The sequence below is a fragment of the Solibacillus sp. FSL R7-0682 genome (assembly GCF_038005985.1).
Taxonomy (GTDB): Bacteria; Bacillota; Bacilli; order Bacillales_A; family Planococcaceae; genus Solibacillus.
In genome coordinates, this window is sequence record NZ_JBBOUI010000001.1 from 40,001 (window position 1) to 65,891 (window position 25,891).

Sequence of the window (25,891 nt, forward strand, 5' to 3'; positions counted from 1 at the left end):
GTGATGGTAGTCAGCTGTCTTGTTCTTTGAAAACTGGATAAAACGACATTGAAAGCAATAAATCAAATTTCTATTTTATAGATATTGAACAAGTCAAGTAACATTGACGTGTAACTCAAATCTTAAAGCGAATGCTTTAAGTGTTAACTTTTGGTTAAGTTAATAAGGGCGCACGGTGGATGCCTTGGCACTAGGAGTCGATGAAGGACGGCACTAACACCGATATGCCTCGGGGAGCTGTAAGTAAGCTTTGATCCGGGGATTTCCGAATGGGGGAACCCACTATCTTTAATCGGATAGTATCTACACGTGAATACATAGCGTGATGAGGACAGACGCAGGGAACTGAAACATCTAAGTACCTGCAGGAACAGAAAGAAAATTCGATTCCCTGAGTAGCGGCGAGCGAAACGGGAAGAGCCCAAACCAAAGAGCTTGCTCTTTGGGGTTGTAGGACACTCTATACGGAGTTACAAAAGAATGATTTAGATGAAGCGACTTGGAAAGGTCCGCGAAACAAGGTAAAAGCCCTGTAGTCAAAAAGTCATTCCCTCTTGAGTGTATCCTGAGTACGGCGGAACACGTGAAATTCCGTCGGAATCCGGGAGGACCATCTCCCAAGGCTAAATACTACCTAGTGACCGATAGTGAACCAGTACCGTGAGGGAAAGGTGAAAAGCACCCCGGGAGGGGAGTGAAATAGATCCTGAAACCGTGTGCCTACAAGTAGTTAGAGCCCGTTAATGGGTGATAGCGTGCCTTTTGTAGAATGAACCGGCGAGTTACGATTACGTGCGAGGTTAAGTTGAGAAGACGGAGCCGCAGCGAAAGCGAGTCTGAATAGGGCGAATTAGTACGTGGTCGTAGACCCGAAACCAGGTGATCTACCCATGTCCAGGGTGAAGGTGAGGTAACACTTACTGGAGGCCCGAACCCACGCACGTTGAAAAGTGCGGGGATGAGGTGTGGGTAGCGGAGAAATTCCAATCGAACCTGGAGATAGCTGGTTCTCTCCGAAATAGCTTTAGGGCTAGCCTCGTGATTGAGAATACCGGAGGTAGAGCACTGTTTGGACTAGGGGGGCATCTCGCTTTACCGAATTCAGACAAACTCCGAATGCCGGATATTTATACACGGGAGTCAGACTGCGAGTGATAAGATCCGTAGTCAAAAGGGAAACAGCCCAGACCACCAGCTAAGGTCCCAAAGTAATCGTTAAGTGGAAAAGGATGTGGCGTTGCTTAGACAACCAGGATGTTGGCTTAGAAGCAGCCATCATTTAAAGAGTGCGTAATAGCTCACTGGTCGAGTGACGCTGCGCCGAAAATGTATCGGGGCTAAACGATTCACCGAAGCTGTGGATGCATACCGTTGGTATGCGTGGTAGGAGAGCGTTCTAAGTGCGTTGAAGTCAGACCGGAAGGACTGGTGGAGCGCTTAGAAGTGAGAATGCCGGTATGAGTAGCGAAAGACGGGTGAGAATCCCGTCCACCGTATGACTAAGGTTTCCTGAGGAAGGCTCGTCCGCTCAGGGTTAGTCGGGACCTAAGCCGAGGCCGATAGGCGTAGGCGATGGACAACAGGTTGATATTCCTGTACCACCTCCTCACCGTTTGAGAAATGGGGGGACGCAGTAGGATAGGGTAAGCAGAGCGTTGGTTGTCTCTGTTCAAGCAGTAAGGCGTGTGTGTAGGCAAATCCGCACACTATAACGTTGAGCTGTGATGACGAGCTCGTATGAGCGAAGTTCCTGATTTCACACTGCCAAGAAAAGCCTCTATCGAGGTGAGAGGTGCCCGTACCGCAAACCGACACAGGTAGTCGAGGAGAGAATCCTAAGGTGTGCGAGAGAACTCTCGTTAAGGAACTCGGCAAAATGACCCCGTAACTTCGGGAGAAGGGGTGCTCTTGAGCGTGCAAGCGCATGAGAGCCGCAGTGAATAGGCCCAGGCGACTGTTTAGCAAAAACACAGGTCTCTGCAAAACCGTAAGGTGACGTATAGGGGCTGACGCCTGCCCGGTGCTGGAAGGTTAAGAGGAGTGGTTAGCGCAAGCGAAGCTGCGAATTGAAGCCCCAGTAAACGGCGGCCGTAACTATAACGGTCCTAAGGTAGCGAAATTCCTTGTCGGGTAAGTTCCGACCCGCACGAAAGGCGTAACGATCTGGGCACTGTCTCAACGAGAGACTCGGTGAAATTATAGTACCTGTGAAGATGCAGGTTACCCGCGACAGGACGGAAAGACCCCGTGGAGCTTTACTGTAGCCTGATATTGAATTTTGGTACAACTTGTACAGGATAGGTAGGAGCCAGAGATCTCGGAGCGCCAGCTTCGAAGGAGGCGTCGGTGGGATACTACCCTGGTTGTATTGAACTTCTAACCCATGCCCCTTAGCGGGGTAGGAGACAGTGTCAGGCGGACAGTTTGACTGGGGCGGTCGCCTCCTAAAAGGTAACGGAGGCGCCCAAAGGTTCCCTCAGAATGGTTGGAAATCATTCGAAGAGTGTAAAGGCATAAGGGAGCTTGACTGCGAGACCTACAAGTCGAGCAGGGTCGAAAGACGGGCTTAGTGATCCGGTGGTTCCGCATGGAAGGGCCATCGCTCAACGGATAAAAGCTACCCCGGGGATAACAGGCTTATCTCCCCCAAGAGTCCACATCGACGGGGAGGTTTGGCACCTCGATGTCGGCTCATCGCATCCTGGGGCTGTAGTCGGTCCCAAGGGTTGGGCTGTTCGCCCATTAAAGCGGTACGCGAGCTGGGTTCAGAACGTCGTGAGACAGTTCGGTCCCTATCCGTCGTGGGCGTAGGAAATTTGAGAGGAGCTGTCCTTAGTACGAGAGGACCGGGATGGACACACCGCTGGTGTACCAGTTGTCTTGCCAAAGGCATCGCTGGGTAGCTATGTGTGGACGGGATAAGTGCTGAAAGCATCTAAGCATGAAGCCCCCCTCAAGATGAGATTTCCCATTACGCAAGTAAGTAAGACCCCTGAAAGACGATCAGGTAGATAGGTTCGAGGTGGAAGTGCGGTGACGTATGGAGCTGACGAATACTAATCGGTCGAGGACTTAACCACATTTTATTGCATAATTCAATGAAACGTTTATCCAGTTTTGAAAGAACAAACTTTCAATAGTGAAGTGATGATGGCAAAGAGGTCACACCCGTTCCCATACCGAACACGGAAGTTAAGCTCTTTAGCGCCGATGGTAGTTGGGGGCTTCCCCCTGTGAGAGTAGGACGTCGCTTCGCAACACAAACCACTGAGGAATCAGTGGTTTTTTTATGTTTAAAAACGCCTTTGTTGATGTACAGGGGAATAGCAATGTTAATACTATATCTAAATAGGGAGAAAATCAAAATTCACCTGGATGTTGAACAATTTTATCGAGATAAGCTTATTAGCTAATGACTAGCTATTTTCAGTAACTTAAGTTGATTATCTTTCTATTTTTATGATAGTAGTAAATATTCGCTGTAATACAACCATAATTTTCTGTTTCTCTTAATAAAGGAAGAATCTAAAGATTAATTCTTCGTAGGAGCTAGTCGTATGTAGTATACAACTTTATAATAAAGAAATAATGATAAATGAGGTGACATGATGAAAAATGGAAGACCCATTGTTGAAGCATTAAAAAAATTTGTCGCTAACGAGCCGCAATCACTTCATGTGCCGGGACATAAAAATGGTTTACTATCAAATTTACCTTCAGAAATAAAACGAGCTTTAATATATGATGTAACGGAGTTAACAGGACTAGATGATTTTCATCATCCAGAAGAAGCAATATTACAAGCAGAGCAATTATTAGCTCAAATATACAAAGCGAACCGTAGCTTCTTTTTAGTAAATGGATCGACTGTCGGTAATTTAGCAATGATTTATGCGACGTGCCAAGTGGGGGATACAGTCCTTGTACAACGAAATGCACATAAATCAATTTTTCATGCATTACAGCTAGTAGGCGTAAATCCGGTATATGTAGGGCCACAATGGCATGAAGAGACAAGAACGGCAGGGAGTATTCAAACGACTACGTTAGTAGAAGCGATAAAGCGTTATCCTTTTGCAAAAGCAGTCATATTGACATATCCTACATATTACGGTGTGACGACAAAAGAGCTAGCAAAGCAAATTGAGCTTTGTCATGAAGCACATATACCTGTCCTTGTTGATGAGGCCCATGGAGCACATTTCATAGCTAGTGAGCAATTGCCTCTTTCTGCATTACAGCTTGGTGCGGATGTAGTTGTACAATCAGCACATAAAACGTTACCAGCAATGACAATGGCTTCATTTCTACATATTAATTCAACTATTGTAAGTGAACAGAAAATAAATCATTATTTACGTATGCTGCAATCAAGCAGTCCATCGTATTTACTTTTGGCTTCTTTAGATGATGCAAGACAATATGTAGCGAGTTATACGGAAAGTGATTTTGTATATTTAATGGATAAGCGTAAGCAATTAATCGAGTCATTAAGGACATTGACAGAGTTGCAAGTTATTGAGGTAGATGATGCATTAAAATTAGTAGTGCGTGCACCAGGTTATACAGGTTTTGAGCTTAAAGATGCTTTAGAAAAAATGCATGTTTATGTAGAATTGGCAGATAGTGAGCAAGTACTCCTAGTTTTACCTTTATTAAAACATGGAGATAGCTACCCATTTGCAGATTTACGAATTCGGATGAAGGAAGCGTTAATTAACCTAAAAGAATGCCCTGAAAATACGAATACTAGTAACAGTGCTAATTATAAAATGCCGATGATTACTAAACCTGAATTAAGCTTTGCAGAAATTGAACAAGCACAAAAAGAATGGGTACCATATATGAGAGCGATAGGGCGAGTTGCCGCTTCGATGATTATTCCGTATCCACCGGGTATTCCATTATTTGTACCAGGTGAAAAAATTACAGTAGCAAAATTGAGTCAATTAGAGGAATTGCTTGCAATAGGAGCGGCATTCCAAGGTACTCATCGCTTACAGGAAAAATTAATATATGTCATAAAATAAAGGCAAGGGGAATATAAAAATGCAAGGGAATTTATTTATTACATTTGAAGGCGGAGAAGGTGCTGGAAAGACATCCGTGTTAAAGGCTATTGGAGAACGAGTAGCGGAAGCAAGGATTAATGCACTGTTAACACGTGAGCCCGGAGGAATTGAAATTGCCGAAAAAATCCGTGCGATTATTTTAGATCCGGCACATATAGAAATGCATGAACGTACGGAAGCCTTACTCTATGCAGCAGCACGAGCACAGCATTTTTATGAAAAAATAATTCCTGCATTAGAGGAAGGGAAACATGTATTGTGCGATCGCTTCATTGATTCATCACTTGCATATCAAGGGTATGCACGTGAAATTGGTGTTGATGATGTTTTAGCAATTAATCAATTTGCAATTGGGAAGAGACTACCAGATATAACGTTTTACTTTGAACTTTCGCCTGAAAAGGGTTTAGCGCGAATTCAAGCAACGCGAGCAGATGAGATTAACCGTTTAGATGCGGAAGGTCTGGCATTTCATCAAAAGGTTTATGAAGGGTATCAAGAAGCGATGAAGAGATACCCAGAACGATTTAAAATTATTAATGCAGATCAACCATTGGAAAATGTTATTGAGGATGTATGGAGGATTTTAAATCCAATATTAGGGTAAAAGTAAATGAAGTGTACCTTCTATCTATGATATAATAGAGGCACCAATTCAATGAAGGGGTGAGTGCGGATGAAGTTAGTAGTAGCCGTTGTGCAAGATCAAGATAGTGGCAGATTGTCGAATGCATTAACGAAAAATAATTATCGTGCAACGAAATTAGCGAGTACAGGTGGTTTTTTACGCTCTGGAAATACGACATTTTTAATTGGTACGGATGATTCGTTAATTCCAAAATTACTGGATATTATTCGTGAAAACTGTCGATCGAGGGAGCAGATGGTCGCGCCTGTATCACCAATGGGCGGAAATGCAGATTCTTATATTCCGTACCCTGTGGAAGTTGAAGTTGGAGGAGCAATTGTATTTGTTTTACCAATCGAACAGTTCCACCATTTCTAATTAAGTGGAGGCGAGAGGTAAATGAAAATTAATCAAGAACTTCGTATGAATGTAAATACGAATCGTAATGATTTACGTCCAGCAAACCAGGCGGGCAATCGTTTTGGGGATATGGTCGTCAAGCAAGGTTCCAAATTGCAAACGGAACAGTTAACAAGATTAATGGGCGATATTTCTGCTGCCGGAGATCGTGTTGCACGTTCACGGAATTTACGTGAATTAGCAAGATTTAAAATGCTTGTGAAACGTTTTTTGCAAGAAACAGTAGATCATGGTTTAGAAATGAAACAGTCGCATACATGGAATCGTTTCGGTGAAGGAAGACGTTTAAAAATTGTCGAAACGATTGATGAACGTCTTGTTGAATTAGCCGAAGATATTTTAAGTGAAGAAAAAGAGTCGATTGAGCTATTAGCGAAAATTGGTGAGATTAAAGGACTTTTAATAAACCTTTATATGTAAAGCATCCCCGTGTCTTTGTCGTGCACTAGACACGGGTTTTTTCTAGCAGAGCATGTTACACCTTTTTGATGAATAGTACATAGACGATTTTAATAGAGCAATGAAAAGGTGAAGAAAATGGGACGAACAATAGAGGAGCTAATAAAACTACAGCCTGTAGTAATAAAGCAACTACAAACGATTGTCGAGAAAGACCGTTTGGCACACGCCTATATTTTTGAAGGTGAAAAAGGGACAGGTAAACGTGATGTCGTGTCTTTTTTTATAAAACTTCTCCTTTGTAGTAATTTGTCAGAAAATGTTCCATGTGAAACATGTCGAAATTGCAGACGCGTCGATTCGGGAAATCACCCGAATATTCAACAAGTTCAGCCAGATGGACAATTTATCAAGATTGACCAAGTGCGGGATTTAATTGCTGAAATGAAAATGACGGGTGTTGAGGAAGGCAAGAAAATTTATGTGCTTCATCATGCCGATAAGTTAAATGTAGCTTCGGCAAACATGCTGTTGAAATTTTTAGAAGAACCGGATGGACAAGTTGTCGCCATTCTTTTAACAGAGCACCTACAATCAATACTTCCTACAATTCGATCAAGATGTCAGCATATTAAATTTGCGAAAGCACCTCGTCAATCTCTTGTACAATCATTAGTTGAGCAGGGCGTAACCAATTCAATGGCAGCGACAGCTAGCATGGTAACAAATGATGTTGATACTGCGTTAGAACTTGTAAAGAATGAGCAGTTTGTACTTGCACGAAAAACAGTGTTAAAATTAGTAGAGACCGTTCATCAAAATGTTCATGAAGCATTATTACTAGTTCATGACGAGTGGCTTCCGTTATTTAAAGAAAAGGAAGAAATGGAGCAAGCACTTGATTTGTTATTATTTGCTTACCGTGATATCGTTGCGATTAAAGCAAATCAACAAGCGACTTGCACATATCCCGATATGTATCAACGTTTTAATGAAATCGCCTTGCACCAGACGTATGAAAAGCTGTCACGTCAAATGCAGTCGGTGTTACATGCACGTGCGAACTTAAATCGTAATATGAATCGTGCGTTATTGATGGAACAGCTAATGCTGAATCTTCAGGAGGGGTATACGTTTGTATAATGTAGTCGGAGTTCGCTTTAAAAAAGCGGGTAAAATATATTATTTTGATCCAGCAGCATATATTTTAGATGTTGGAGAATATGTCATCGTAGAAACTGCTCGCGGAATTGAATATGGGAAAGTTGTTGTCCCAATGCGTGAAGTTGGCGAGAATGATGTCGTTCTACCACTAAAGCAAGTTGTACGCCCTGCGGATGAGCGCGATCGCATTCAAGTAGAGGAAAATACAGTGGAGTCAAAGCGAGCATTTGAATTAGCGAATACTAAAATACTAGAGCATTCGCTTGAAATGAAGCTTGTTGACGTAGAATATACATTTGATCGCAATAAAATTATTTTCTATTTTACAGCTGAGGGACGCGTAGACTTCCGAGAGCTAGTAAAGGATTTAGCGAGTGTTTTCCGTACACGTATTGAACTTCGCCAAATTGGTGTACGTGATGAAGCAAAATTACTTGGTGGTATTGGCCCATGTGGAAGAATGCTATGTTGTTCGACGTTTTTAGGTGATTTTGATCCAGTATCGATTAAGATGGCGAAGGATCAAAATTTATCATTAAATCCAACGAAAATTTCAGGCTTATGTGGCCGTTTAATGTGTTGTTTAAAGTATGAAAATGACGATTATGAACTTGCAAAAGAAGGCATGCCAGATATCGGAGACGCAGCAATGACCCCAGATGGAGAAGGTAAAGTAATTGGATTAAATGTATTAGAACGATTAATACAAGTATATTTAACAAAGCAAGAGCGTATGGTTGAGTATACATTGGATGAGTTGTTACAATGTGAGAAAAATCTTATATAGATAGAAATTAATGGGGTGGCTTGAGTGAAGGACCGTAATTTTTTAGATACTGTTATGGAGTTCGAACAACAGCTTGAATCAATGCAGCAGCAATTTGGAGCCTTAAAGCAATTTGTTGCGCATATGATGGAGGAGCATCAGACGCTTCAAACAGAAAACCTTCACCTCCGAAGTCGTTTAGAAGAACTATTAGCAAATGAGGCTGATAAGAATCTACAAACGGAAGAGCTTAAAAAAGAGGCAATTGATATTGGAGAAGGCTATGATAATTTAGCACGTCTCTACAATGAAGGTTTCCACGTATGTCATGTACATTTTGGTAGCTCGCGTAAAGGTGAAGATTGTTTGTTCTGTCTATCGTTTTTAAATAAACAAAATGGTTAAAATAAAAGGCTGAATCTGCAAACAGTAGATATCAGTCTTTTGTTTGGTCTATAGGAAATCCTATCGTAAGGAAGAACATTATACATGCAAATAGACGTATGAGGTGTCTTTCTCATTACACAAAATTAGTACGAATAAGTGGAGGATCTACAGTGGAAGAGTGGTTAAAGGAAGACGAACGATTAGACTATTTATTAGCTGAGGACTTACGTATTATCCAAAGCCCATCTGTCTTTTCGTTTTCATTAGATGCAGTATTGTTGGCACGCTTTGTACAAATTCCTAAAAATAAGGGGCATATAATAGATCTTTGTTCAGGCAATGGGGTCATTCCATTATTTTTAAGCGCAAGAACAAAGGCAAAAATTACAGGTGTAGAGTTACAGCCAAGACTTTATGATATGGCGAAACGTAGTATTGAATACAATAAACTACAACACCAAATCAACATGCAACTAGGTGATGTAAAAGAAGCACCAAAAACATTAGGCATTGAAAAATATGATGCGATCACATGTAACCCACCATATTTTTTAGCCCACGAATTAAGTGAGAAAAATGTAAGTGAACATTATGCAATTGCACGACATGAGCTATACTTAACATTAGAACAAGCAGTTGAATCTGCGAGTCGTTTATTAAAGCAAGGTGGAAAAGCGGCTTTTGTACACCGCCCAGGTCGCTTACTAGATATTGTGATGGCCATGCGCGCGAACCGATTAGAGCCTAAACGGATTCAATTTGTTTATCCTAAGAAGGGTAAGGAAGCGAATACATTATTAATCGAGGCAATTAAAGATGGAAAACCGGATTTAAAAATATTACCGCCATTATATGTGTATGAAGATAATAATGAATACACAGAAGAAGTGAGGGCGATTTTATATGGAGAAGCAAAATAGTCATTACTTCTATGTATTAGAATGTCGCGATGAAAGTTTCTATGCCGGCTATACGAATAATCTAGAAAAACGAATACGAACACATAACGCAGGGAAAGGCGCTAAATATACAAAAGCGAGAGGACCTGTAAAATGCATTTACTTTGAAACATTTGAAACAAAGCAGCAGGCAATGTCAGCAGAATATGCGTTTAAACAATTACCTAGAATAAAAAAAATTGAGTATATGAGGAGGGCTACCGATGAAATCACAGAAAAGTAGCCAGCATGAACAAGGGAGCTGCTTATATTTAGTGGCAACCCCAATTGGCAATTTAGAAGATATGACGATGCGCGCATTGCGTACTTTAAAAGAAGTGGACGTTATTGCAGCAGAGGATACACGCAATACGAGAAAGCTATGTAATTACTTTGATATTCAAACACCCCTCATTAGCTATCATGAGCACAATATTGAAGTAGGGGGAGAAAAGTTACTAGCTTATTTACGTGAAGGAAAGTCAGTTGCCCTTGTGAGTGATGCTGGTCTACCATGTATTTCTGATCCAGGTGCGGATATTGTAATGAAAGCAATTGAAGAAGATTTTGCTGTAGTACCAATTCCCGGAGCGAACGCAGCTTTAACAGCACTTATTGCATCAGGATTAACCCCACAGCCATTTTATTTCTTTGGTTTTTTAAATCGAAATAAAAAGGAACGTCGTGAGCAACTTGAAAAATTAGCAAAGCGAGGGGAAACGTTAGTATTTTATGAAGCGCCACATCGTTTGAAGGATACGTTAAAGGATTTAGAGTTAGTACTTGGGAATCGTAAAATTACATTAGCACGTGAGCTGACGAAAAAATTTGAAGAGTTTTTACGTGGTACGATTGAAGAAGCAATTACGTGGACGCAAGAAAACGAAATTCGAGGTGAATTTTGTATCGTAATAGAAGGGAATCTTTCAGGCGAGCCAGAAGAGGAAGATGAAATCTATTGGACAAACCTATCATTAGAAGAACATGTAAACTATATAATAGAAGAAAGCCAAATTTCTTCGAAGGATGCGATTAAAGAAGTCGCAAAATTAAGAGGTTTACCAAAGAGAGATGTATATCAAGCGTATCATCAATAAATAATATAAATAACAAAAGGAATATCTCTCCATGGATATTCCTTTTTTATAAAGCCAAAATCATGACTTATTTTTTTAAGTTGTTTTGGATTTCTTTCATTAAAGTTTCTGCGCCCTCTGAGCTTAAAATTAACTTACCGCCAACTAAACGCATATTGTCATCAGAAACTTCGCCAGTTACTGCACATGTCATGTTAGGCATGTATTTTTTTAAGATGATTTTGTCGTCATCCACATAAATTTCTAAAGCGTCTTTTTCTGCAATACCTAATGTACGGCGTAATTCGATTGGAATTACTACACGTCCTAATTCATCTACTTTACGAACGATACCTGTTGATTTCATAATGATAATTCCTCCTATATTTTAAAAGTTATTTTAAATTCGTCAAAATTCGACATTCATTACTTGTCTAATATGAATCATACCAACTAATGCCATAAACGTCAATAAATTAGCATTCATATTTCCTAAGTTTTAGAAAGATTTTTGTTATTTCTGTACTTTATCCCGGATAATTTAAAGATTTTTACTACAAAATTTTCTCAATAGTCTAAAAGCTCCAACAAACTACCAACATTTGTTTCGATTTTTCGACATATGAATTTTAAAAATAAACTTTGATTGAAACAAATTTCGTACTTCGTTAGAATAAAGACTATACGAAAAAAGCAAATGGAGGCAGCTCGCGTGAGTGAACAACAAACATTCTATATAACAACCCCAATTTATTATCCAAGTGGAAAGTTCCACATTGGTACTGCGTATACAACAGTTGCATCAGATGCCATCGCACGCTACAAGCGATTAAAGGGATTTGATGTTCGCTTTTTAACAGGAATGGATGAGCACGGACAAAAAATTCAGGAAAAAGCGCAAGAAGCAGGCATGCATCCACAAGATTACGTAAACGAAATTGCAGCTAGTGCAAAAAAATTATGGGCTATTATGGATATTTCCTATAATGACTTTATTCAAACTACAGAAAAGCGTCATATTGACTCTGTAGAGAAAATTTTTCAAAAGTTTTTAGACAACGGTGACATTTACAAAGGTGAATACGAAGGTTTATATTGTGTGCCTTGTGAATCGTATTACACTGAAACACAGTTGGTTGATGGAATGTGTCCAGACTGTGGTAGAAAAGTACAAAAAGTAAAAGAAGAGTCATACTTCTTTAATATGAAGAAATATGCCAATCGATTACTGGAATACTACGAAAATAATCTAGAATTTATTGAGCCTGAGTCTCGTAAAAACGAAATGATTAACAACTTTATTAAGCCAGGTCTTGAGGATTTATCAGTATCTCGTACATCATTCGACTGGGGAATTAAAGTACCTGGTGATCCAAAGCATGTTATTTACGTATGGGTAGATGCTTTATCGAACTATATTACGTCATTAGGTTACGGCTCAGATGATGACCAGCTATTTAATAAATACTGGCCTGCAGATGTGCATGTGGTTGGTAAAGACATCGTGCGCTTCCATACAATTTATTGGCCAATTTTCCTGATGGCTTTAGATTTACCATTACCGAAAAAAATATTCGCTCATGGCTTCATTATGATGAAAGATGGCAAAATGTCGAAATCAAAAGGCAATGTTGTATACCCGGAAATGCTAATTGAGCGTTACGGATTAGATGCAACACGCTATTTCTTATTACGTGAATTACCATTCGGTCAAGATGGTGTATTTGCACCAGAGTCATTTGTTGAGCGTACAAATTTTGACTTAGCAAACGATTTAGGGAATCTTTTAAATCGTACCGTTTCCATGATGAACAAGTATTTTGATGGGAAGATCCCAACAGAAAACTTACAAGCAACTGAATTTGATGCGGCACTAAAAGCCCATGCTGAAAATGTCCGTGTTAAATATGAAGAAAGTATGGAAAAAATGCAATTTAGTGTTGTATTAGGGGAGCTTTGGTCACTAGTATCACGCACGAACAAATATATTGATGAAACGTCTCCGTGGGTATTAGCAAAAGACGAAGCAGATAAACCAAAACTTGCAGCGGTAATGTACAATTTGGCAGAGAGCTTACGCCATATTGCGGTATTAATTCAACCATTTATGACGACAACACCAAAGCAGATTATGGAGCAATTAGGTCTTGATGAAACATTATTATCATGGGACACGATTGAAACATTCGGTAATACTATTCCACAAAACATAAAAGTGGTAGAAAAAGGAACACCGATTTTCCCACGCCTTGATGCAGAAGTGGAAATTTCTTACATTCGTGAGCAAATGCAAAGCTCAGTTAAAACTTCTCAAGAAGAAACAACAGTAGTAGAAGCACCTCAAACAGAGGAAATTACAATCGATGATTTCATGAAGGTGGACTTACGTGTTGCAACAGTTACAGCATGTGAGCCAGTAGCAAAAGCGAAAAAGCTTTTAAAGCTACAAGTAGATTTAGGATATGAGCAACGCCAAGTCGTATCTGGAATTGCAGAGCATTATAAGCCTGAGGAGTTAATCGGCAAAAAAGTAGTAGTCGTTGCAAACCTAAAGCCAGTTACATTACGTGGAGAGCTATCACAAGGTATGATTTTAGCAGGTTCTCATGATGGTGTATTAACGTTAGCAACTGTTGATCCGAAGCTTGCGAACGGTGCACAAGTAAAATAATTGTAGAAAGTCTGTTGAGCGAATGAAGTTCAACAGACTTTTCCATTATTTTAGTAAAAGGAAATAAATTAAAAGTATATCGATATAATATTATTTAGTAATAAAAGGGAATTAATTAGGTTGTTTGACACTATTTTTTAAAAGTGAACTAGATAAAATGACATTAAACTTAATATATGTAATATATCTGAAATAAATCTAAAAACTAGAGATATTCAATTCATATAACTAACGACAGGAGAAATGAAAATGAGCACATATATCGATACCCATGTCCACTTAAATGCAGATCAGTATGAAGAAGATTTACAAGAAGTAATTGATCGAGCATTAGCTGCAAAAGTGGAAAAAATGGTTGTTATTGGGTTTGATCGTAAAACAATTGAACGGGCAATGAAGTTAATAGAAGACTATGATTTTATTTATGCAGTTATTGGTTGGCATCCAGTAGATGCAATTGATTGTAAGGATGAGGATTTACAGTGGATCGAACAATTGGCCGCACATCCAAAAGTAGTAGGCATTGGTGAGACGGGTCTAGATTATTACTGGGATAAATCTCCGAAAGATATCCAAAAGCATTGGTTCCGTAAACAAATACATTTAGCCCAAAAATTAAACTTACCAATCATTATTCATAATCGTGACGCAACAGCCGACGTTGTTCAAATTTTACGTGAAGAAAATGCAGCTTCGGTAGGGGGCATTATGCACAGCTTTAGTGGGAGTGTTGAAACTGCTCAAGAATGTATTAAAATGAATTTTATGATTAGTCTTGGTGGCCCTGTGACATTTAAAAATGCGCGACAGCCAAAAGAGGTTGCAACAGAAATCCCATTAGAATACTTGTTAATTGAAACAGATGCACCGTATTTAACACCACATCCATATCGTGGTAAAAGGAATGAGCCGGCCCATGTAGTATTAGTAGCTGAGGAAATTGCAAGATTAAAGGAATTACCTGTAGAAGAAATCGCACAAAAAACTACAGAAAATGCAATGCGATTTTTTAAAATTAAACCATAAAAAATGGAGGGGGGTTGTTTAAATAAATTCTCCTCAAAACCTTCTGCTATATGGTTTAAAAGTAAAAAAATGTAATTCAAAAAATAGTGAACTATTGCATAGAAAAAAAGAAAATGTTTAAAAATTTAATACGCCTCCAATACTAGTTATTACAATAGTTGAAGCAAAGTTTGCATTTTATTAGAAAATCATTTCTATTGACAGCCAGAAAACTAGTCCGTATAATCCAACTTTGTATTAAGGAGGCGTTTTTTCATGTCAAATAATTCCATGAAAAGCCAGTTCTTAGGATCATTGAGGAGTAAGCAAACAGGTGTAAGATTATTAACGCTTGTCCTGTTTGTTTCAGTTATTGGATTCGTTCTTTATCAAGGGACGAAAACACCCGTTTCAATTACAGCAAACGGCGAAACAACCGAATTGTATACTCATGCAGACACGGTTGCAGAGCTTTTAGAAGCAGAAAATATAGAAATAAGTAAGTATGATAAATTATCACCCTCACTGAGTACCAAAATTGACAGTGGAATGTCAATCGAATGGGAACAGGCAAAAGAAGTAATAATTTCAGTTGATGGAAATCAGTCAAAAGTTTGGACAACTGAAAATGTAGTGAAGAACATTTTGGAAGAAGCAAATATTGAAGTAACAGAGCATGATTTAGTATCACAAAGCTTAGATACAGAAGTAGGAGCAGATAACAAAATCGATATTCAAAAAGCGTTTCAGTTAACGCTTGTCGATGGCTTAGAAAAGAGACAAGTATGGTCCACTTCGACTACGGTCGCTAACTTTTTAAAACAACAAGGGGTTCTGCTAAATGAATCCGATCGTGTCGACACAGATTTGGAGCATGTTATCACTCCAAATGATAAAATCGCAGTTGTTCGCGTAGAAAAGGTTACCGATGTAGTGGAAGAATCAGTGGATTTCGCAGTTGAAAAGAAAAATGATTCTTCGATATTGAAGGGTAAAGAAAAAGTAGTAACAGACGGTAAAAAGGGTAAAATCGAACGTACGTATGAAATCGTAAAAGAAAACGGTAAAGTCGTATCGAAACAAGTTTCCTCAGAAAAAGTGTTAGCGGAACCAACCAAAAAAGTAGTAGCAGTTGGAACAAAAGTAGTAACAGCAACTGTCTCTCGTTCTAATGGTGAACCCGCTTCAGGTAAAGAGTTTTATGTTGAAGCAACAGCCTATACACCTTATTGTGAAGGCTGCTCAGGTGTATCAGCAACAGGTATAAATTTGCGTTCAAACCCGAGTATGAAATTAGTCGCAGTAGATCCTCGAATAATTCCACTTGGCACTAAAGTGTGGGTGGAAGGGTATGGCTATGCCGTAGCTGGCGATACTGGCGGTGCGATTAAAGGAAATAAAATCGATATTTTAGTACCAACAAAGGCACAAGCATATAGCTGGGGCCGTAAGAAGGTACGCATAAAAGTATTAAACTAATTTTTTATTTACATGAACTTTTCATGTAAATATTCCAAAATGTATAATAGCTTTCTCGCTTTTAGACTGATGGCGAGAGAGCTCTTTTTCGTTTTGAATTACCGGAAAACAACCGTTAAGTAACTGAGTGTAATCTATGGTAAAATAGCGAAAGACTATGTTAGAAATGAGGAACGTTTCTTGGATATACAAGAGATTATTGTTGTAGAAGGAAAGGACGATACAACAGCGATTAAGCGAGCGACAGGAGCAGATACAATCGAAACGAACGGCTCAGCGATTTCAGATGAGGTGCTACGTCGTATTGCCCATGCACAAAAAAAGAGAGGGGTAATCGTATTTACGGACCCTGATTACCCAGGTCGACGTATTCGAGCAATTATTGAGGAGCGTGTTCCAGGTGTAAAGCATGCCTTTTTAGCAAAAGCAAAAACAATCGCAAAAAATGGCAAAGGTTTAGGAATTGAGCATGCGAGTGATGCAGATATACGAGAAGCGCTTCGCAATGTATATACAATGGCACAATCACAAATTGAAGAACATATTACATTAGAAGACTTAATGACCGCTAAATTGATTGGTCACCCGCAGTCAAAAACAAGACGCGATCAATTAGGTGAAATTTTAAATATCGGTATGACAAACGGCAAGCAATTACACAAACGATTAATGATGTTTCAGATTACGGTAGAGCAATTTGCAGAAGCGATTCAGCAATTAGATCAGGAGGACAAGCATGTATAAAGATATCGCAACACCGATTCGCACAAAGGAGATTTTAGAAAAGTACGGGTTTTCATTTAAGAAGAGCCTAGGTCAAAACTTTTTAATTGATCCGAATATTTTACGTAATATCGTAAGCCACGCAAATTTAACTGAAAACAGTGGTGCTATTGAAGTTGGGCCGGGAATCGGGGCCTTAACGGAACATTTAGCACGTGAGGCGAAGAAGGTTGTGTCCTTTGAAATTGACCAACGCTTGTTACCAGTATTAGAAGATACATTAAGTCCATATCCAAACGTTAAAATTGTCCATTCAGACATTCTAAAGGCAGATGTGGAACAGGTAATTCAAGAGGAAATGCCAGGTATTGAAGATATTATGGTCGTAGCCAATTTACCGTATTATGTTACAACGCCAATTTTAATGAAATTATTAAATGATCGCTTACCAATTCGCGGATTTGTTGTAATGATGCAAAAAGAAGTAGCAGATCGTATTACAGCGAAGCCTGGTACAAAGGCATACGGATCGCTATCAATTGCAATCCAATATTACATGACGGCGGATATTGCAATGGTCGTGCCAAAAACCGTATTTATGCCACAGCCAAATGTAGATTCAGCAGTCATTCGCTTAATTAAACATGATACACCACCTGTACAGGTAATTGATGAAGATTTCTTATTTGCAGTAGCTCGTGCATCTTTTGCACAACGTCGTAAAACGATTTTAAATAATTTACAAAACGGACTTGTAAATGGCAAGAAAAACAAAGATCTGATTGTAAAAGCCTTAGAAGAAGCAGGCATCGAGCCAACACGTCGCGGAGAAACGTTATCTATCCAGGAATTTGGAAAACTAGCGGATTGTTTACATCCAAATTTTTGTGTTCAACAATAATATGAAATTTAGTTCAAAAAAACTAAAAAAATGTTTAAAAATAAGTTGACGACTACTATTTCTCGGTGATAAAATATTATATTTTATTGACAATTATCTGGCTGCGTGTTACACTATTTAACAGTGAGGTGTATGCGAAAATGCCAAAAACGTTAGCAGACATTAAAAAATCCTTAGATACTCAATTGGGTAAACGTTTGCAATTAAAAGCAAACGGTGGACGTAAGAAAACAGTTGAATGCGAAGGTGTTTTAAGGGAAACTTATCATGCTATTTTCGTTATTGAACTGATGCAAGAAGATAATGCGTGTAAACGCGTATCTTACAGTTACACAGATATACTTACCGAAGCAGTAGAGATTACTTTTTTAGATGATGCTGTAGCAGCCATCAAATAGTTTTTCTAGTACTTATTTTTATATGTTGAAAAAGCGCTCATTCAATATGAGTGTTTTTTTATTTTTTACACATACTACAACCGTCAGCGAAACTTTTGGAAAAGAGGAGGTTTTCTGCATGCCAAAACAAGGAGTCATGTCGAATCGTCTTAAAGAAGAGATCGCCAAGGAACTCGGATTTTATGATGTCGTCGAGCGTGAAGGTTGGGGCGGTATTAAATCCCGTGATGCAGGTAACATGGTAAAGCGTGCGATAGAAATGGCTGAACAAAATTTAGCTAAAGATTCTATGCAAAACAACCAAAAGTAAGTTGGCAAAAATGTATGGTGTCTTAGTGAGAGAAATCTTACAAGACACTATTTTTTTGTCGGGCATTCATATCATTAAAAATGTGAGTAATACGTTCAATATTCATGCGTTTCCTGTGTTAAAATAGGAACATTACTAAATTGATAACGTATTAATAACATGCGTGCCTTACAAATAGGAGGAATTTTTAATGTTATATGTAAAAGCACCCGCAAAAATTAATTTAACTCTTGATGTGCTTTATAAACGTCCCGACAATTATCATGAAGTAGAAATGATTATGACAACGGTAGATTTAGCGGACCGTATTGGATTAGAATCTCGTCACGATGGGCAAATCAAAATTGTATCTACAGATAATTTCGTACCAGATGACCATCGAAATTTTGCTTACCAAGCTGCTGAGTTATTGAGAAATACATATGGCATCAAAGAAGGCGTTACAATTTCGATTGAAAAGCAAATTCCAATTGCGGCAGGGTTAGCGGGGGGAAGTAGTGATGCGGCTGCTACATTACGCGGCTTAAATGAACTATGGAACTTGAATCTATCATTAGATGAATTAGCAGAGTATGGTGCTAAAATAGGCTCAGATGTATCATTTTGTGTGTATGGTGGGACAGCCCTTGCGACAGGGCGCGGTGAAAAGATTCAGGAAATTGCGCCGCCGCCACCTTGTTGGGTCATTTTAGCGAAACCAAAAATTGGTGTTTCAACAGCGGATGTTTATGGGGGTTTAAAGCTTGACGGTATTAAGCATCCAAATACAAAACAAATGATTCAAGCAATAGAAACAAATGATTATCCATTACTTTGTGCATCACTTGGTAATGTTTTGGAAACTGTAACATTTAAACTTCATCCTGAAGTTGTAACAATAAAGGAACAAATGCAACGATTTGGAGCAGATGCTGTCCTCATGAGTGGCAGTGGTCCGACAGTGTTTGGCTTAGTAGAAAGTGAACCGCGTGTTAGTCGTATATACAATGGTTTACGTGGCTTTTGTGAAGAAGTGTATGTAGTTCGTCTGTTAGGAGAACGAAATCCACTTGCTTAAATGCGTATATTTATGGTAATTTGACAGTGGAATATTCGTATTTATAAATAATCAATGTTTAGGAGAGGGTCGCATGAAATGGAAGCGTAGTGAACGCCTTGTAGATATGACGTATTATCTACTTGAGCATCCACATCAGTTGATCCCGCTAACTTATTTTTCTGATCTTTATAATTCCGCTAAATCGTCAATTAGTGAAGATTTAACGATTGTAAAGGAAACATTTGAAGAAAAAGGAATCGGGCTTTTAATTACCGTACCTGGAGCAGCAGGTGGAGTGAAGTATATTCCCAAAATGGCGGAGCAGGAAGTTCGTGAAATTATTGGGGAATTAATTATAGAATTGAGCCAATCCGATCGTCTACTTCCCGGTGGCTATTTATTTATGACCGATTTATTAGGAAATCCCGATTTAATGAACCGTGTCGGAAAAGTGTTTGCATCGGCATTTGCTGATCAACAAATTGATGTCATTATGACCGTAGCAACAAAAGGGATTTCGATTGCCCATGCCATTGCAAGACACTTAAATGTACCAGTTGTTGTTGTACGTCGTGATAGTAAAGTGACAGAAGGCTCAACGGTAAGTATTAATTATGTATCAGGATCTTCTCGTCGTATTCAAACGATGGTTTTATCTAAACGGAGTATGAAAAGCGGTCAGCGTGTTTTAATTACGGATGACTTTATGAAAGTCGGCGGTACAATGAACGGGATGAAAAACTTACTAGAAGAGTTTGATTGTGAGCTTGCTGGTATTGCCGTATTAGTGGAAGCAGAGCATGCTGATGAGACATTAGTAGATGATTACTATTCTTTAGTAAAGCTTCATGAAGTCAATGAGAAAGATCGCACAATTGCATTAAGTGAAGGTAATTTTTTTCAAAAGGAGAGAAATTAACATGAAAACAGTTTCAACAACAAATGCACCAGCGGCAATCGGACCATATGCACAAGGAATTATCGTAAATAATATGTTTTACTCTTCAGGTCAAATTCCTCTAACAGCTGCAGGCGAATTAGTAGATGGTGATATCGAAGCCCAAACAAATCAAGTATTTGAAAATTTAAAAGCAGTTCTAGCAGCAGCGGGTTCATCTTTAGATCAAGTTGTCAAAACAACTGTATTTATGAAGGACATGAATGACTTTGTAGCTATGAATGAAGTTTATGCTGCACATTTCGGCTCACATAAGCCAGCACGCTCGGCGGTAGAAGTTGCGCGCTTACCGAAAGATGTAAAAGTAGAGATTGAAGTAATTGCTCTAGTGAAATAATTAATAGAGGTACCACTTTAATTTAAGTGGTGCTTTTTATTTTCCCGGAAAAATTTTTTAAATTTTTTGTATATTTTAGAAGGAGTTTTCATTTTTTTGAAGAATCTAATCTCTCATACCTAGTAGACACCGTAGATGAGAGGAGTGGAAAAAATGGAAGTTACTGATGTAAGACTGCGTCGCGTTCAGACAGATGGACGTATGCGAGCAATTGCTTCGATTACATTAGATGATGAATTCGTCATCCATGATATTCGAGTAATTGATGGTAATACTGGATTGTTTGTTGCGATGCCAAGTAAAAGAACTCCGGATGGAGAATTCCGTGATATCGCGCACCCGATTAATTCGAATACGCGTAATAAAATTCAAGAAATCGTTCTTGAAGCTTACCATGCTGTCTCAGAAGAAGATGCTGTAGAACAAGTAGAACTAGCAGAAGTAAATGTGTAATCGTAAAATGAGAGCCACTCAATATGAGAGAGGCTCTTTTTTTATTAAATTTCTTTAGGAATATTAGACAGTTAACAGAAGATTTCGGGATTAATAGTGAAAAAGACGTAATAGTCTAGTTTAGGTATCAAATATCTACCATTTTAAAACATAGCTTAAAATCAGTTAAACTATAAAAAATATTTTAATTTCAAACTTTTGTCAAGTCTGAATGCCTTGAAAATATAGTGAATTTACTATATAGTCATAAGAGAAAATGAGCTAAAAAGGGGACTTGTAAATGACAAATATCTTTGCAGTCGTTTTGGCTGCTGGTCAGGGTACACGAATGAAGTCCAAATTATATAAAGTACTACACCCAGTATGTGGTAAGCCAATGGTTGAGCATGTCATTGACCATATCGGCTCACTAGATGTTGAACGCATTGTAACCGTAGTAGGTCATGGAGCTGAACTTGTAAAAGAAACACTTGGAGAAAAGAGTGAATATGTTTTACAAGCAGAGCAGCTAGGGACAGCACATGCGGTGCAACAGGCAGAACCGATTTTAGGTAGCCTGGAAGGAACTACGCTTGTCGTATGTGGCGATACACCATTAATTCGCCCAGAAACGATGCAAGCGTTATTTGCGCATCATGAAAAGCAAAATGCGAAAGCAACAATTTTGACAGCGGTTGCAGAAAATCCAACAGGCTACGGTCGTATTTTACGCGATGGCTCTGGTCAAGTTTCTCAAATCATTGAGCAAAAGGATGCAACAGCTGAACAACAGCTTGTAAAGGAAATTAATACAGGTACGTATTGCTTTGACAACAAAGCATTATTCGATGCATTAAAACAAGTGAATAATAATAATGCACAGGGTGAATATTATTTACCAGATGTTATTGAAATTTTACAAAAGCAAGGTGAAATCGTTTCCGCTTATGTAACAGATGATTTTAATGAAACATTAGGTGTAAATGATCGTTTTGCATTATCGCAAGCAGAAGAACTAATGCGCGCACGTATTAATGAGCACCATATGCGTAATGGGGTTACAATTATTAATCCAGCGACAACGCACATTAGCGCGGATGCAATTATTGGAAGTGATTCAGTGATTTTACCTGGCGTGATCATTGAAGGAACGACGGTGATTGGGGAAGATTGCGAAATCGGCCCAAACAGTCATATTGTTGATAGCCAAATTGGGAACGGGACAACGATTCATAGCTCAGTGGTTTTAAATAGCCATGTAGGGAATGAAACGACAGTTGGTCCATTTGCGCACATTCGTCCAGATTCTTCATTAGGTGATCATGTAAAAATCGGTAACTTTGTTGAAGTGAAGAAAAGTACATTAGGTAATGCCACAAAGGTTTCGCACTTAAGCTATATTGGCGATGCGGAAATCGGCAACAATGTAAATGTTGGTTGTGGTTCGATTACTGTCAATTACGATGGTAAAAACAAATTTAAAACAATTATTGAAGACGATGTATTTGTTGGATGTAATTCGAACTTAGTAGCACCAGTGAAGCTTGGCAAAGGATCATTTATTGCTGCAGGTTCTACGATTACAAAAGAAGTTCCAGAGGATGCACTTGCAATTGCTCGTGCCCGTCAGGAAAATAAGCAAGGCTATGTTAGTAAATTAAATTCAAAATAAAAATTATTTAAAATACAGGAGGCCATCATGCCGTATCAATACGCTGACTCAAAATTAAAAATCTTCTCATTAAATTCAAACAATCCACTTGCAAAAGAGATTGCGGATGAAATGGGGGTAGAACTAGGGAAATCATCTGTAAAACACTTCAGTGATGGAGAAGTCCAAATTAGCATTGAAGAAAGTATTCGTGGAATGGATGTATTCATTGTTCAATCTACTTCTGCTCCTGTAAACGAGCATTTAATGGAACTTTTAATTATGGTTGATGCTGTTAAACGTGCATCTGCTCGTACAGTAAACGTTGTTATGCCTTACTATGGCTATGCACGTCAAGACCGTAAAGCAAAAGCACGTGAACCAATCACTGCTAAATTAGTAGCGAATCTTTTAGAAACGGCTGGTGCAACACGTGTAATCGTTTTAGATTTACACGCACCTCAAATCCAAGGTTTCTTTGATATCTTAATCGATCACCTAGTAGCAGTACCACTACTTGCTGAATACTTCGGATCAAAAGGATTCAACGAAGACGAATTAGTAATTGTTTCACCAGACCACGGTGGTGTAACGCGTGCTCGTAAAATGGCAGAACGTCTAAAAGCACCAATCGCGATTATTGATAAACGTCGTCCAAAACCAAACGTAGCGGAAGTTATGAATATTGTTGGTAACGTAGAAGGCAAAGTATGTATCTTAATCGATGATATTATCGATACGGCTGGTACAATTACTATTGGTGCAGAAGCGTTAATTAAGAGCGGTGCAAAAGAAGTGTATGCTTGCTGTTCTCACCCAGTATTATCAGGTCCTGCAATTGAGCGTATTGAAAATTCTTCAATTAAAGAATTAGTTGTAACAAACACAATTCAATTAAGCGAAGAAAAGCTTTCTCCAAAAATTAAGCAATTATCGGTTGCAAAGCTAATGGCAGAGGCAATTTCTCGTGTGTATGAAAATAAATCAGTAAGTACTTTATTTGATTAATTAATAATAGAAGTAGCCTAGGAATTAAATTCCTAGGCTTTTTTATGTTTAAATTTTTTTGTAAGAGGGTAAACATATATTTGTATTACTATACTTAAAGGGGGATATGAAGATGACTACAGTATTACAAGCAAAGAAGCGAGAAACTGGGAAACGTTCAACATTAACCCAACTTAGAAAAGGTGGCCAACTAGCAGCCGTGCTATATGGTTATCAAACAGAAACAATGCCGATTTCATTAGATTATAAAAAAATGGCAAAAGCAGTTCAACAATACGGATCTACAAGCGTGTTTAAAATTGACGTAGACGGGAAAATGGTGAATGTAATATTAACAGACATTCAACGTGATGCATTAAAGGGTCATGTTAAGCATGTCGATTTCCTTGCTATCAACATGAAAGAAGAATTAGAGGTAGACATTCCTGTGACATTAATCGGAACTTCTATTGGTGTTAAAGAAGGTGGAGTTCTTACTCAACCTAACCATACATTGAAGGTAAAAGTAAAACCAAGTAATATTCCAGATGTAATTGAAATCGATGTATCCGAATTAGCAGTTGGCGATACGTTATCTGTGGGTAATGTACGTAATCAGTTTACGGATTACACAATTATAGATGAAGATGATTACACTTTAGCAACGGTAACACCGCCAGCTCCATCAGTAGAAGAGGTCGATTCAGAAGCTGAAGGGAATACAGCTAATGATGTTGAAGCAACAGGTGAAAAGTTATCACCTGACAAACCAGGTCGAGAAGACTAAATAATATGTGGGCCGCTCTTAAAAAGGAGCGGCTTTTTCTTTGTGAAAAAATAAAAACTTCGACATCCGAAGGAAATCCAGTATAATGGGGTTGATAAGTAAAAATTATGAATATTTTGAGGGGAATATGAGAACTTATAATGAGAAAATGAGTATTTATCATGGGATGGCGTCGGCAGTAGCGACGAATATGTCGAATAGCTATATACCCATATTTGCAATGACGATTTTAGGGGCAACAAATTACCAAGTTGGTTTAATTAGCTCACTTCCGCCCTTGGTAACACTTCTTATGACTTTACCAGCAGCTATTTTATTGAACCGTGCGATTGAACAAAAAAAACTCGTGGCTTTTTCAGTGTTAGCGGCGCGCTTTGTTTTTTTATTAATCGCATTTGTGAGCTATGTGCCAGGAAGTTTTGGTTCATGGATATTACTTCTATTAATTGCAACTATGAGTATTCCAAACACAATGGCCAATATGGGCTGGCAATCATTTATTGGGAATATTATAGAAGATCATCGGAGAGCACAATTTTTTAGTGACCGCAATCGTCTCTTAACAATTGTCGGGCTAATCGTCACGCTCATCATCGGGCTATTAATGAAGGATGCGACAGCCAATGCGGTAACGTATCAAATTTTATTTATGTTTACGTTTATCGTAGGAATTTTCGAGTTATATTTTTTATTGAAGCATAATGAGCCAATTCGAGAGGAAGTATCAGCAACAAGAAAACGTGCGATGGATTGGTCCATTTTTAAAAACAATCGATATGTGCTTTTTTTAGTTGTCGCCCTCGTATTTAATTTTGGCTGGCAAATGGCATGGGGACTATTTAATATTTATAACATTCGTTATGCAGAAGCGACAATTTTCTGGGTAAGTATGTTTAATGTAGGCAGTATGATCGCACAAATCTTTTCATTTTCATTATGGCGCAAATGGTCACAAAAATACGGCAATATGAGCGTCTTTGTATGGGTCGCATTTGGCATGTCTTCAGCGCCATTATTGACTGTTCTATCAACCAACCATCTTTATTTAGTCGCAATGTATATGCTATCTGGCTTTTTCGTATCAGGAACGGTCTTAATTTTATTTAATTTACTTTTAGAAAACTCTCCGCAGGAAGTACGAACATATTGTATTACGTCATATAATGTACTTTTAGCCATAATTGCTTTTACATCCCCGCAAATTGGTATTTGGTTGCTGGAAATGTATTCGATGGAAGTAGCGATGTATTTATCAACAGGGATGCGCTTACTTGCAGCCTTTGGATTTTTCGTCCTATATATCATACGTAAAAAACGTGAAATTACTATGTAAAGCACCGAGTTAGAGTTGCATACTTTTATT

At 38.6% G+C, this 25,891-nt stretch carries 26 protein-coding genes and 2 rRNA genes; 27 read left to right on the top strand and 1 reads right to left on the bottom strand.

Going from position 1 to position 25,891, the window contains the following annotated elements; genetic code table 11:
• Nucleotides 1–152 precede the first annotated feature (152 nt).
• The 12 genes from MKZ17_RS00180 to rsmI all read left to right on the top strand — a co-directional run bounded on the left by MKZ17_RS00180 (nt 153) and on the right by rsmI (nt 10,871).
• A 23S ribosomal RNA gene (locus tag MKZ17_RS00180) occupies nt 153–3,080 on the top strand.
• Nucleotides 3,081–3,140: 60 nt separating this feature from the next.
• Nucleotides 3,141–3,256, top strand: a 5S ribosomal RNA gene (gene rrf / locus MKZ17_RS00185).
• Between the two features lie 352 nt (nt 3,257–3,608).
• On the top strand, nt 3,609–5,030 hold the full coding sequence (locus MKZ17_RS00190; RefSeq protein WP_340721830.1) for an aminotransferase class I/II-fold pyridoxal phosphate-dependent enzyme: 1,422 nt from the start codon (nt 3,609–3,611) through the stop codon (nt 5,028–5,030).
• 19 nt (nt 5,031–5,049) lie between these two features.
• Nucleotides 5,050–5,679 (top strand): dTMP kinase, encoded by a 630-nt coding sequence (gene tmk, locus MKZ17_RS00195; RefSeq protein WP_340721831.1) that lies wholly within the window; start codon nt 5,050–5,052, stop codon nt 5,677–5,679.
• Between the two features lie 69 nt (nt 5,680–5,748).
• Entirely contained in the window at nt 5,749–6,078 is a 330-nt protein-coding gene (locus MKZ17_RS00200; protein WP_340721832.1) for a cyclic-di-AMP receptor, read from the top strand.
• A gap of 21 nt (nt 6,079–6,099) precedes the next feature.
• Nucleotides 6,100–6,540 carry a YaaR family protein gene (locus MKZ17_RS00205; RefSeq protein WP_340721833.1) on the top strand — a complete coding sequence of 147 codons (441 nt, stop codon included), beginning with the start codon at nt 6,100–6,102 and terminating at the stop codon, nt 6,538–6,540.
• Between the two features lie 117 nt (nt 6,541–6,657).
• Nucleotides 6,658–7,662 carry a DNA polymerase III subunit delta' gene (gene holB / locus MKZ17_RS00210; protein ID WP_340721834.1) on the top strand — a complete coding sequence of 335 codons (1,005 nt, stop codon included), beginning with the start codon at nt 6,658–6,660 and terminating at the stop codon, nt 7,660–7,662.
• Nucleotides 7,655–8,470 (top strand): PSP1 domain-containing protein, encoded by an 816-nt coding sequence (locus tag MKZ17_RS00215; protein ID WP_340721835.1) that lies wholly within the window; start codon nt 7,655–7,657, stop codon nt 8,468–8,470. Before holB ends, MKZ17_RS00215 begins: the two co-directional genes overlap by 8 nt.
• Nucleotides 8,471–8,494: 24 nt before the next feature.
• A complete protein-coding gene (yabA, locus tag MKZ17_RS00220) occupies nt 8,495–8,854 on the top strand; it encodes a DNA replication initiation control protein YabA (protein ID WP_340721836.1) in 360 nt (119 codons plus the stop codon).
• A gap of 152 nt (nt 8,855–9,006) precedes the next feature.
• The gene (locus MKZ17_RS00225; protein ID WP_340721837.1) at nt 9,007–9,756 is read left to right on the top strand and encodes a tRNA1(Val) (adenine(37)-N6)-methyltransferase; all 750 of its coding nucleotides are present in this window, start codon (nt 9,007–9,009) and stop codon (nt 9,754–9,756) included.
• Nucleotides 9,740–10,018, top strand: coding sequence for a GIY-YIG nuclease family protein (locus tag MKZ17_RS00230; protein WP_340721838.1), 279 nt, complete (start codon nt 9,740–9,742; stop codon nt 10,016–10,018). Before MKZ17_RS00225 ends, MKZ17_RS00230 begins: the two co-directional genes overlap by 17 nt.
• Nucleotides 9,999–10,871, top strand: a complete 873-nt coding sequence (rsmI, locus tag MKZ17_RS00235) for a 16S rRNA (cytidine(1402)-2'-O)-methyltransferase (RefSeq protein ID WP_340721839.1) — start codon at nt 9,999–10,001, stop codon at nt 10,869–10,871. The genes MKZ17_RS00230 and rsmI overlap by 20 nt, the downstream gene beginning before the upstream one ends.
• 67 nt (nt 10,872–10,938) lie before the next feature.
• Here rsmI and MKZ17_RS00240 read toward each other — a convergent pair whose 3' ends face one another.
• Complete coding sequence (locus MKZ17_RS00240; RefSeq protein WP_445326890.1) at nt 10,939–11,217, bottom strand: AbrB/MazE/SpoVT family DNA-binding domain-containing protein; 279 nt, start codon at nt 11,215–11,217, stop codon at nt 10,939–10,941.
• A gap of 345 nt (nt 11,218–11,562) precedes the next feature.
• Between MKZ17_RS00240 and metG the strand changes: the two genes are divergently transcribed.
• The 15 genes from metG to MKZ17_RS00315 all read left to right on the top strand — a co-directional run bounded on the left by metG (nt 11,563) and on the right by MKZ17_RS00315 (nt 25,861).
• On the top strand, nt 11,563–13,521 hold the full coding sequence (metG, locus tag MKZ17_RS00245) for a methionine--tRNA ligase (protein ID WP_340721840.1): 1,959 nt from the start codon (nt 11,563–11,565) through the stop codon (nt 13,519–13,521).
• 249 nt (nt 13,522–13,770) lie between these two features.
• A complete protein-coding gene (locus MKZ17_RS00250) occupies nt 13,771–14,547 on the top strand; it encodes a TatD family hydrolase (RefSeq protein ID WP_340721841.1) in 777 nt (258 codons plus the stop codon).
• Nucleotides 14,548–14,802: 255 nt separating this feature from the next.
• Nucleotides 14,803–16,005 (top strand): ubiquitin-like domain-containing protein, encoded by a 1,203-nt coding sequence (locus tag MKZ17_RS00255; RefSeq protein ID WP_340721842.1) that lies wholly within the window; start codon nt 14,803–14,805, stop codon nt 16,003–16,005.
• A gap of 180 nt (nt 16,006–16,185) precedes the next feature.
• A complete protein-coding gene (gene rnmV / locus MKZ17_RS00260; protein WP_340721843.1) occupies nt 16,186–16,749 on the top strand; it encodes a ribonuclease M5 in 564 nt (187 codons plus the stop codon).
• The gene (gene rsmA / locus MKZ17_RS00265; protein WP_340721844.1) at nt 16,742–17,629 is read left to right on the top strand and encodes a 16S rRNA (adenine(1518)-N(6)/adenine(1519)-N(6))-dimethyltransferase RsmA; all 888 of its coding nucleotides are present in this window, start codon (nt 16,742–16,744) and stop codon (nt 17,627–17,629) included. Before rnmV ends, rsmA begins: the two co-directional genes overlap by 8 nt.
• Nucleotides 17,630–17,769: 140 nt before the next feature.
• The gene (gene veg, locus MKZ17_RS00270) at nt 17,770–18,027 is read left to right on the top strand and encodes a biofilm formation stimulator Veg (protein WP_340721845.1); all 258 of its coding nucleotides are present in this window, start codon (nt 17,770–17,772) and stop codon (nt 18,025–18,027) included.
• A gap of 118 nt (nt 18,028–18,145) precedes the next feature.
• Nucleotides 18,146–18,337, top strand: coding sequence for a small, acid-soluble spore protein, alpha/beta type (locus MKZ17_RS00275; protein ID WP_340721846.1), 192 nt, complete (start codon nt 18,146–18,148; stop codon nt 18,335–18,337).
• 190 nt (nt 18,338–18,527) lie between these two features.
• A complete protein-coding gene (gene ispE, locus MKZ17_RS00280) occupies nt 18,528–19,394 on the top strand; it encodes a 4-(cytidine 5'-diphospho)-2-C-methyl-D-erythritol kinase (RefSeq protein ID WP_340721847.1) in 867 nt (288 codons plus the stop codon).
• A 73-nt stretch (nt 19,395–19,467) separates the two neighbouring features.
• Nucleotides 19,468–20,295, top strand: coding sequence for a pur operon repressor (gene purR, locus MKZ17_RS00285; RefSeq protein ID WP_340721848.1), 828 nt, complete (start codon nt 19,468–19,470; stop codon nt 20,293–20,295).
• Between the two features lies 1 nt (nt 20,296).
• Nucleotides 20,297–20,671: a RidA family protein gene (locus tag MKZ17_RS00290; protein WP_340721849.1), complete on the top strand. Its 375-nt coding sequence runs from the start codon at nt 20,297–20,299 to the stop codon at nt 20,669–20,671.
• A gap of 153 nt (nt 20,672–20,824) precedes the next feature.
• On the top strand, nt 20,825–21,124 hold the full coding sequence (gene spoVG, locus MKZ17_RS00295) for a septation regulator SpoVG (RefSeq protein WP_340721850.1): 300 nt from the start codon (nt 20,825–20,827) through the stop codon (nt 21,122–21,124).
• 280 nt (nt 21,125–21,404) lie between these two features.
• Nucleotides 21,405–22,775: a bifunctional UDP-N-acetylglucosamine diphosphorylase/glucosamine-1-phosphate N-acetyltransferase GlmU gene (gene glmU / locus MKZ17_RS00300; RefSeq protein WP_340721851.1), complete on the top strand. Its 1,371-nt coding sequence runs from the start codon at nt 21,405–21,407 to the stop codon at nt 22,773–22,775.
• A gap of 27 nt (nt 22,776–22,802) precedes the next feature.
• The gene (locus tag MKZ17_RS00305) at nt 22,803–23,762 is read left to right on the top strand and encodes a ribose-phosphate diphosphokinase (protein WP_340721852.1); all 960 of its coding nucleotides are present in this window, start codon (nt 22,803–22,805) and stop codon (nt 23,760–23,762) included.
• Nucleotides 23,763–23,874: 112 nt separating this feature from the next.
• Nucleotides 23,875–24,528: a 50S ribosomal protein L25/general stress protein Ctc gene (locus tag MKZ17_RS00310; protein WP_340721853.1), complete on the top strand. Its 654-nt coding sequence runs from the start codon at nt 23,875–23,877 to the stop codon at nt 24,526–24,528.
• 127 nt (nt 24,529–24,655) lie between these two features.
• Complete coding sequence (locus MKZ17_RS00315; protein ID WP_340721854.1) at nt 24,656–25,861, top strand: MFS transporter; 1,206 nt, start codon at nt 24,656–24,658, stop codon at nt 25,859–25,861.
• Nucleotides 25,862–25,891 lie beyond the last annotated feature (30 nt).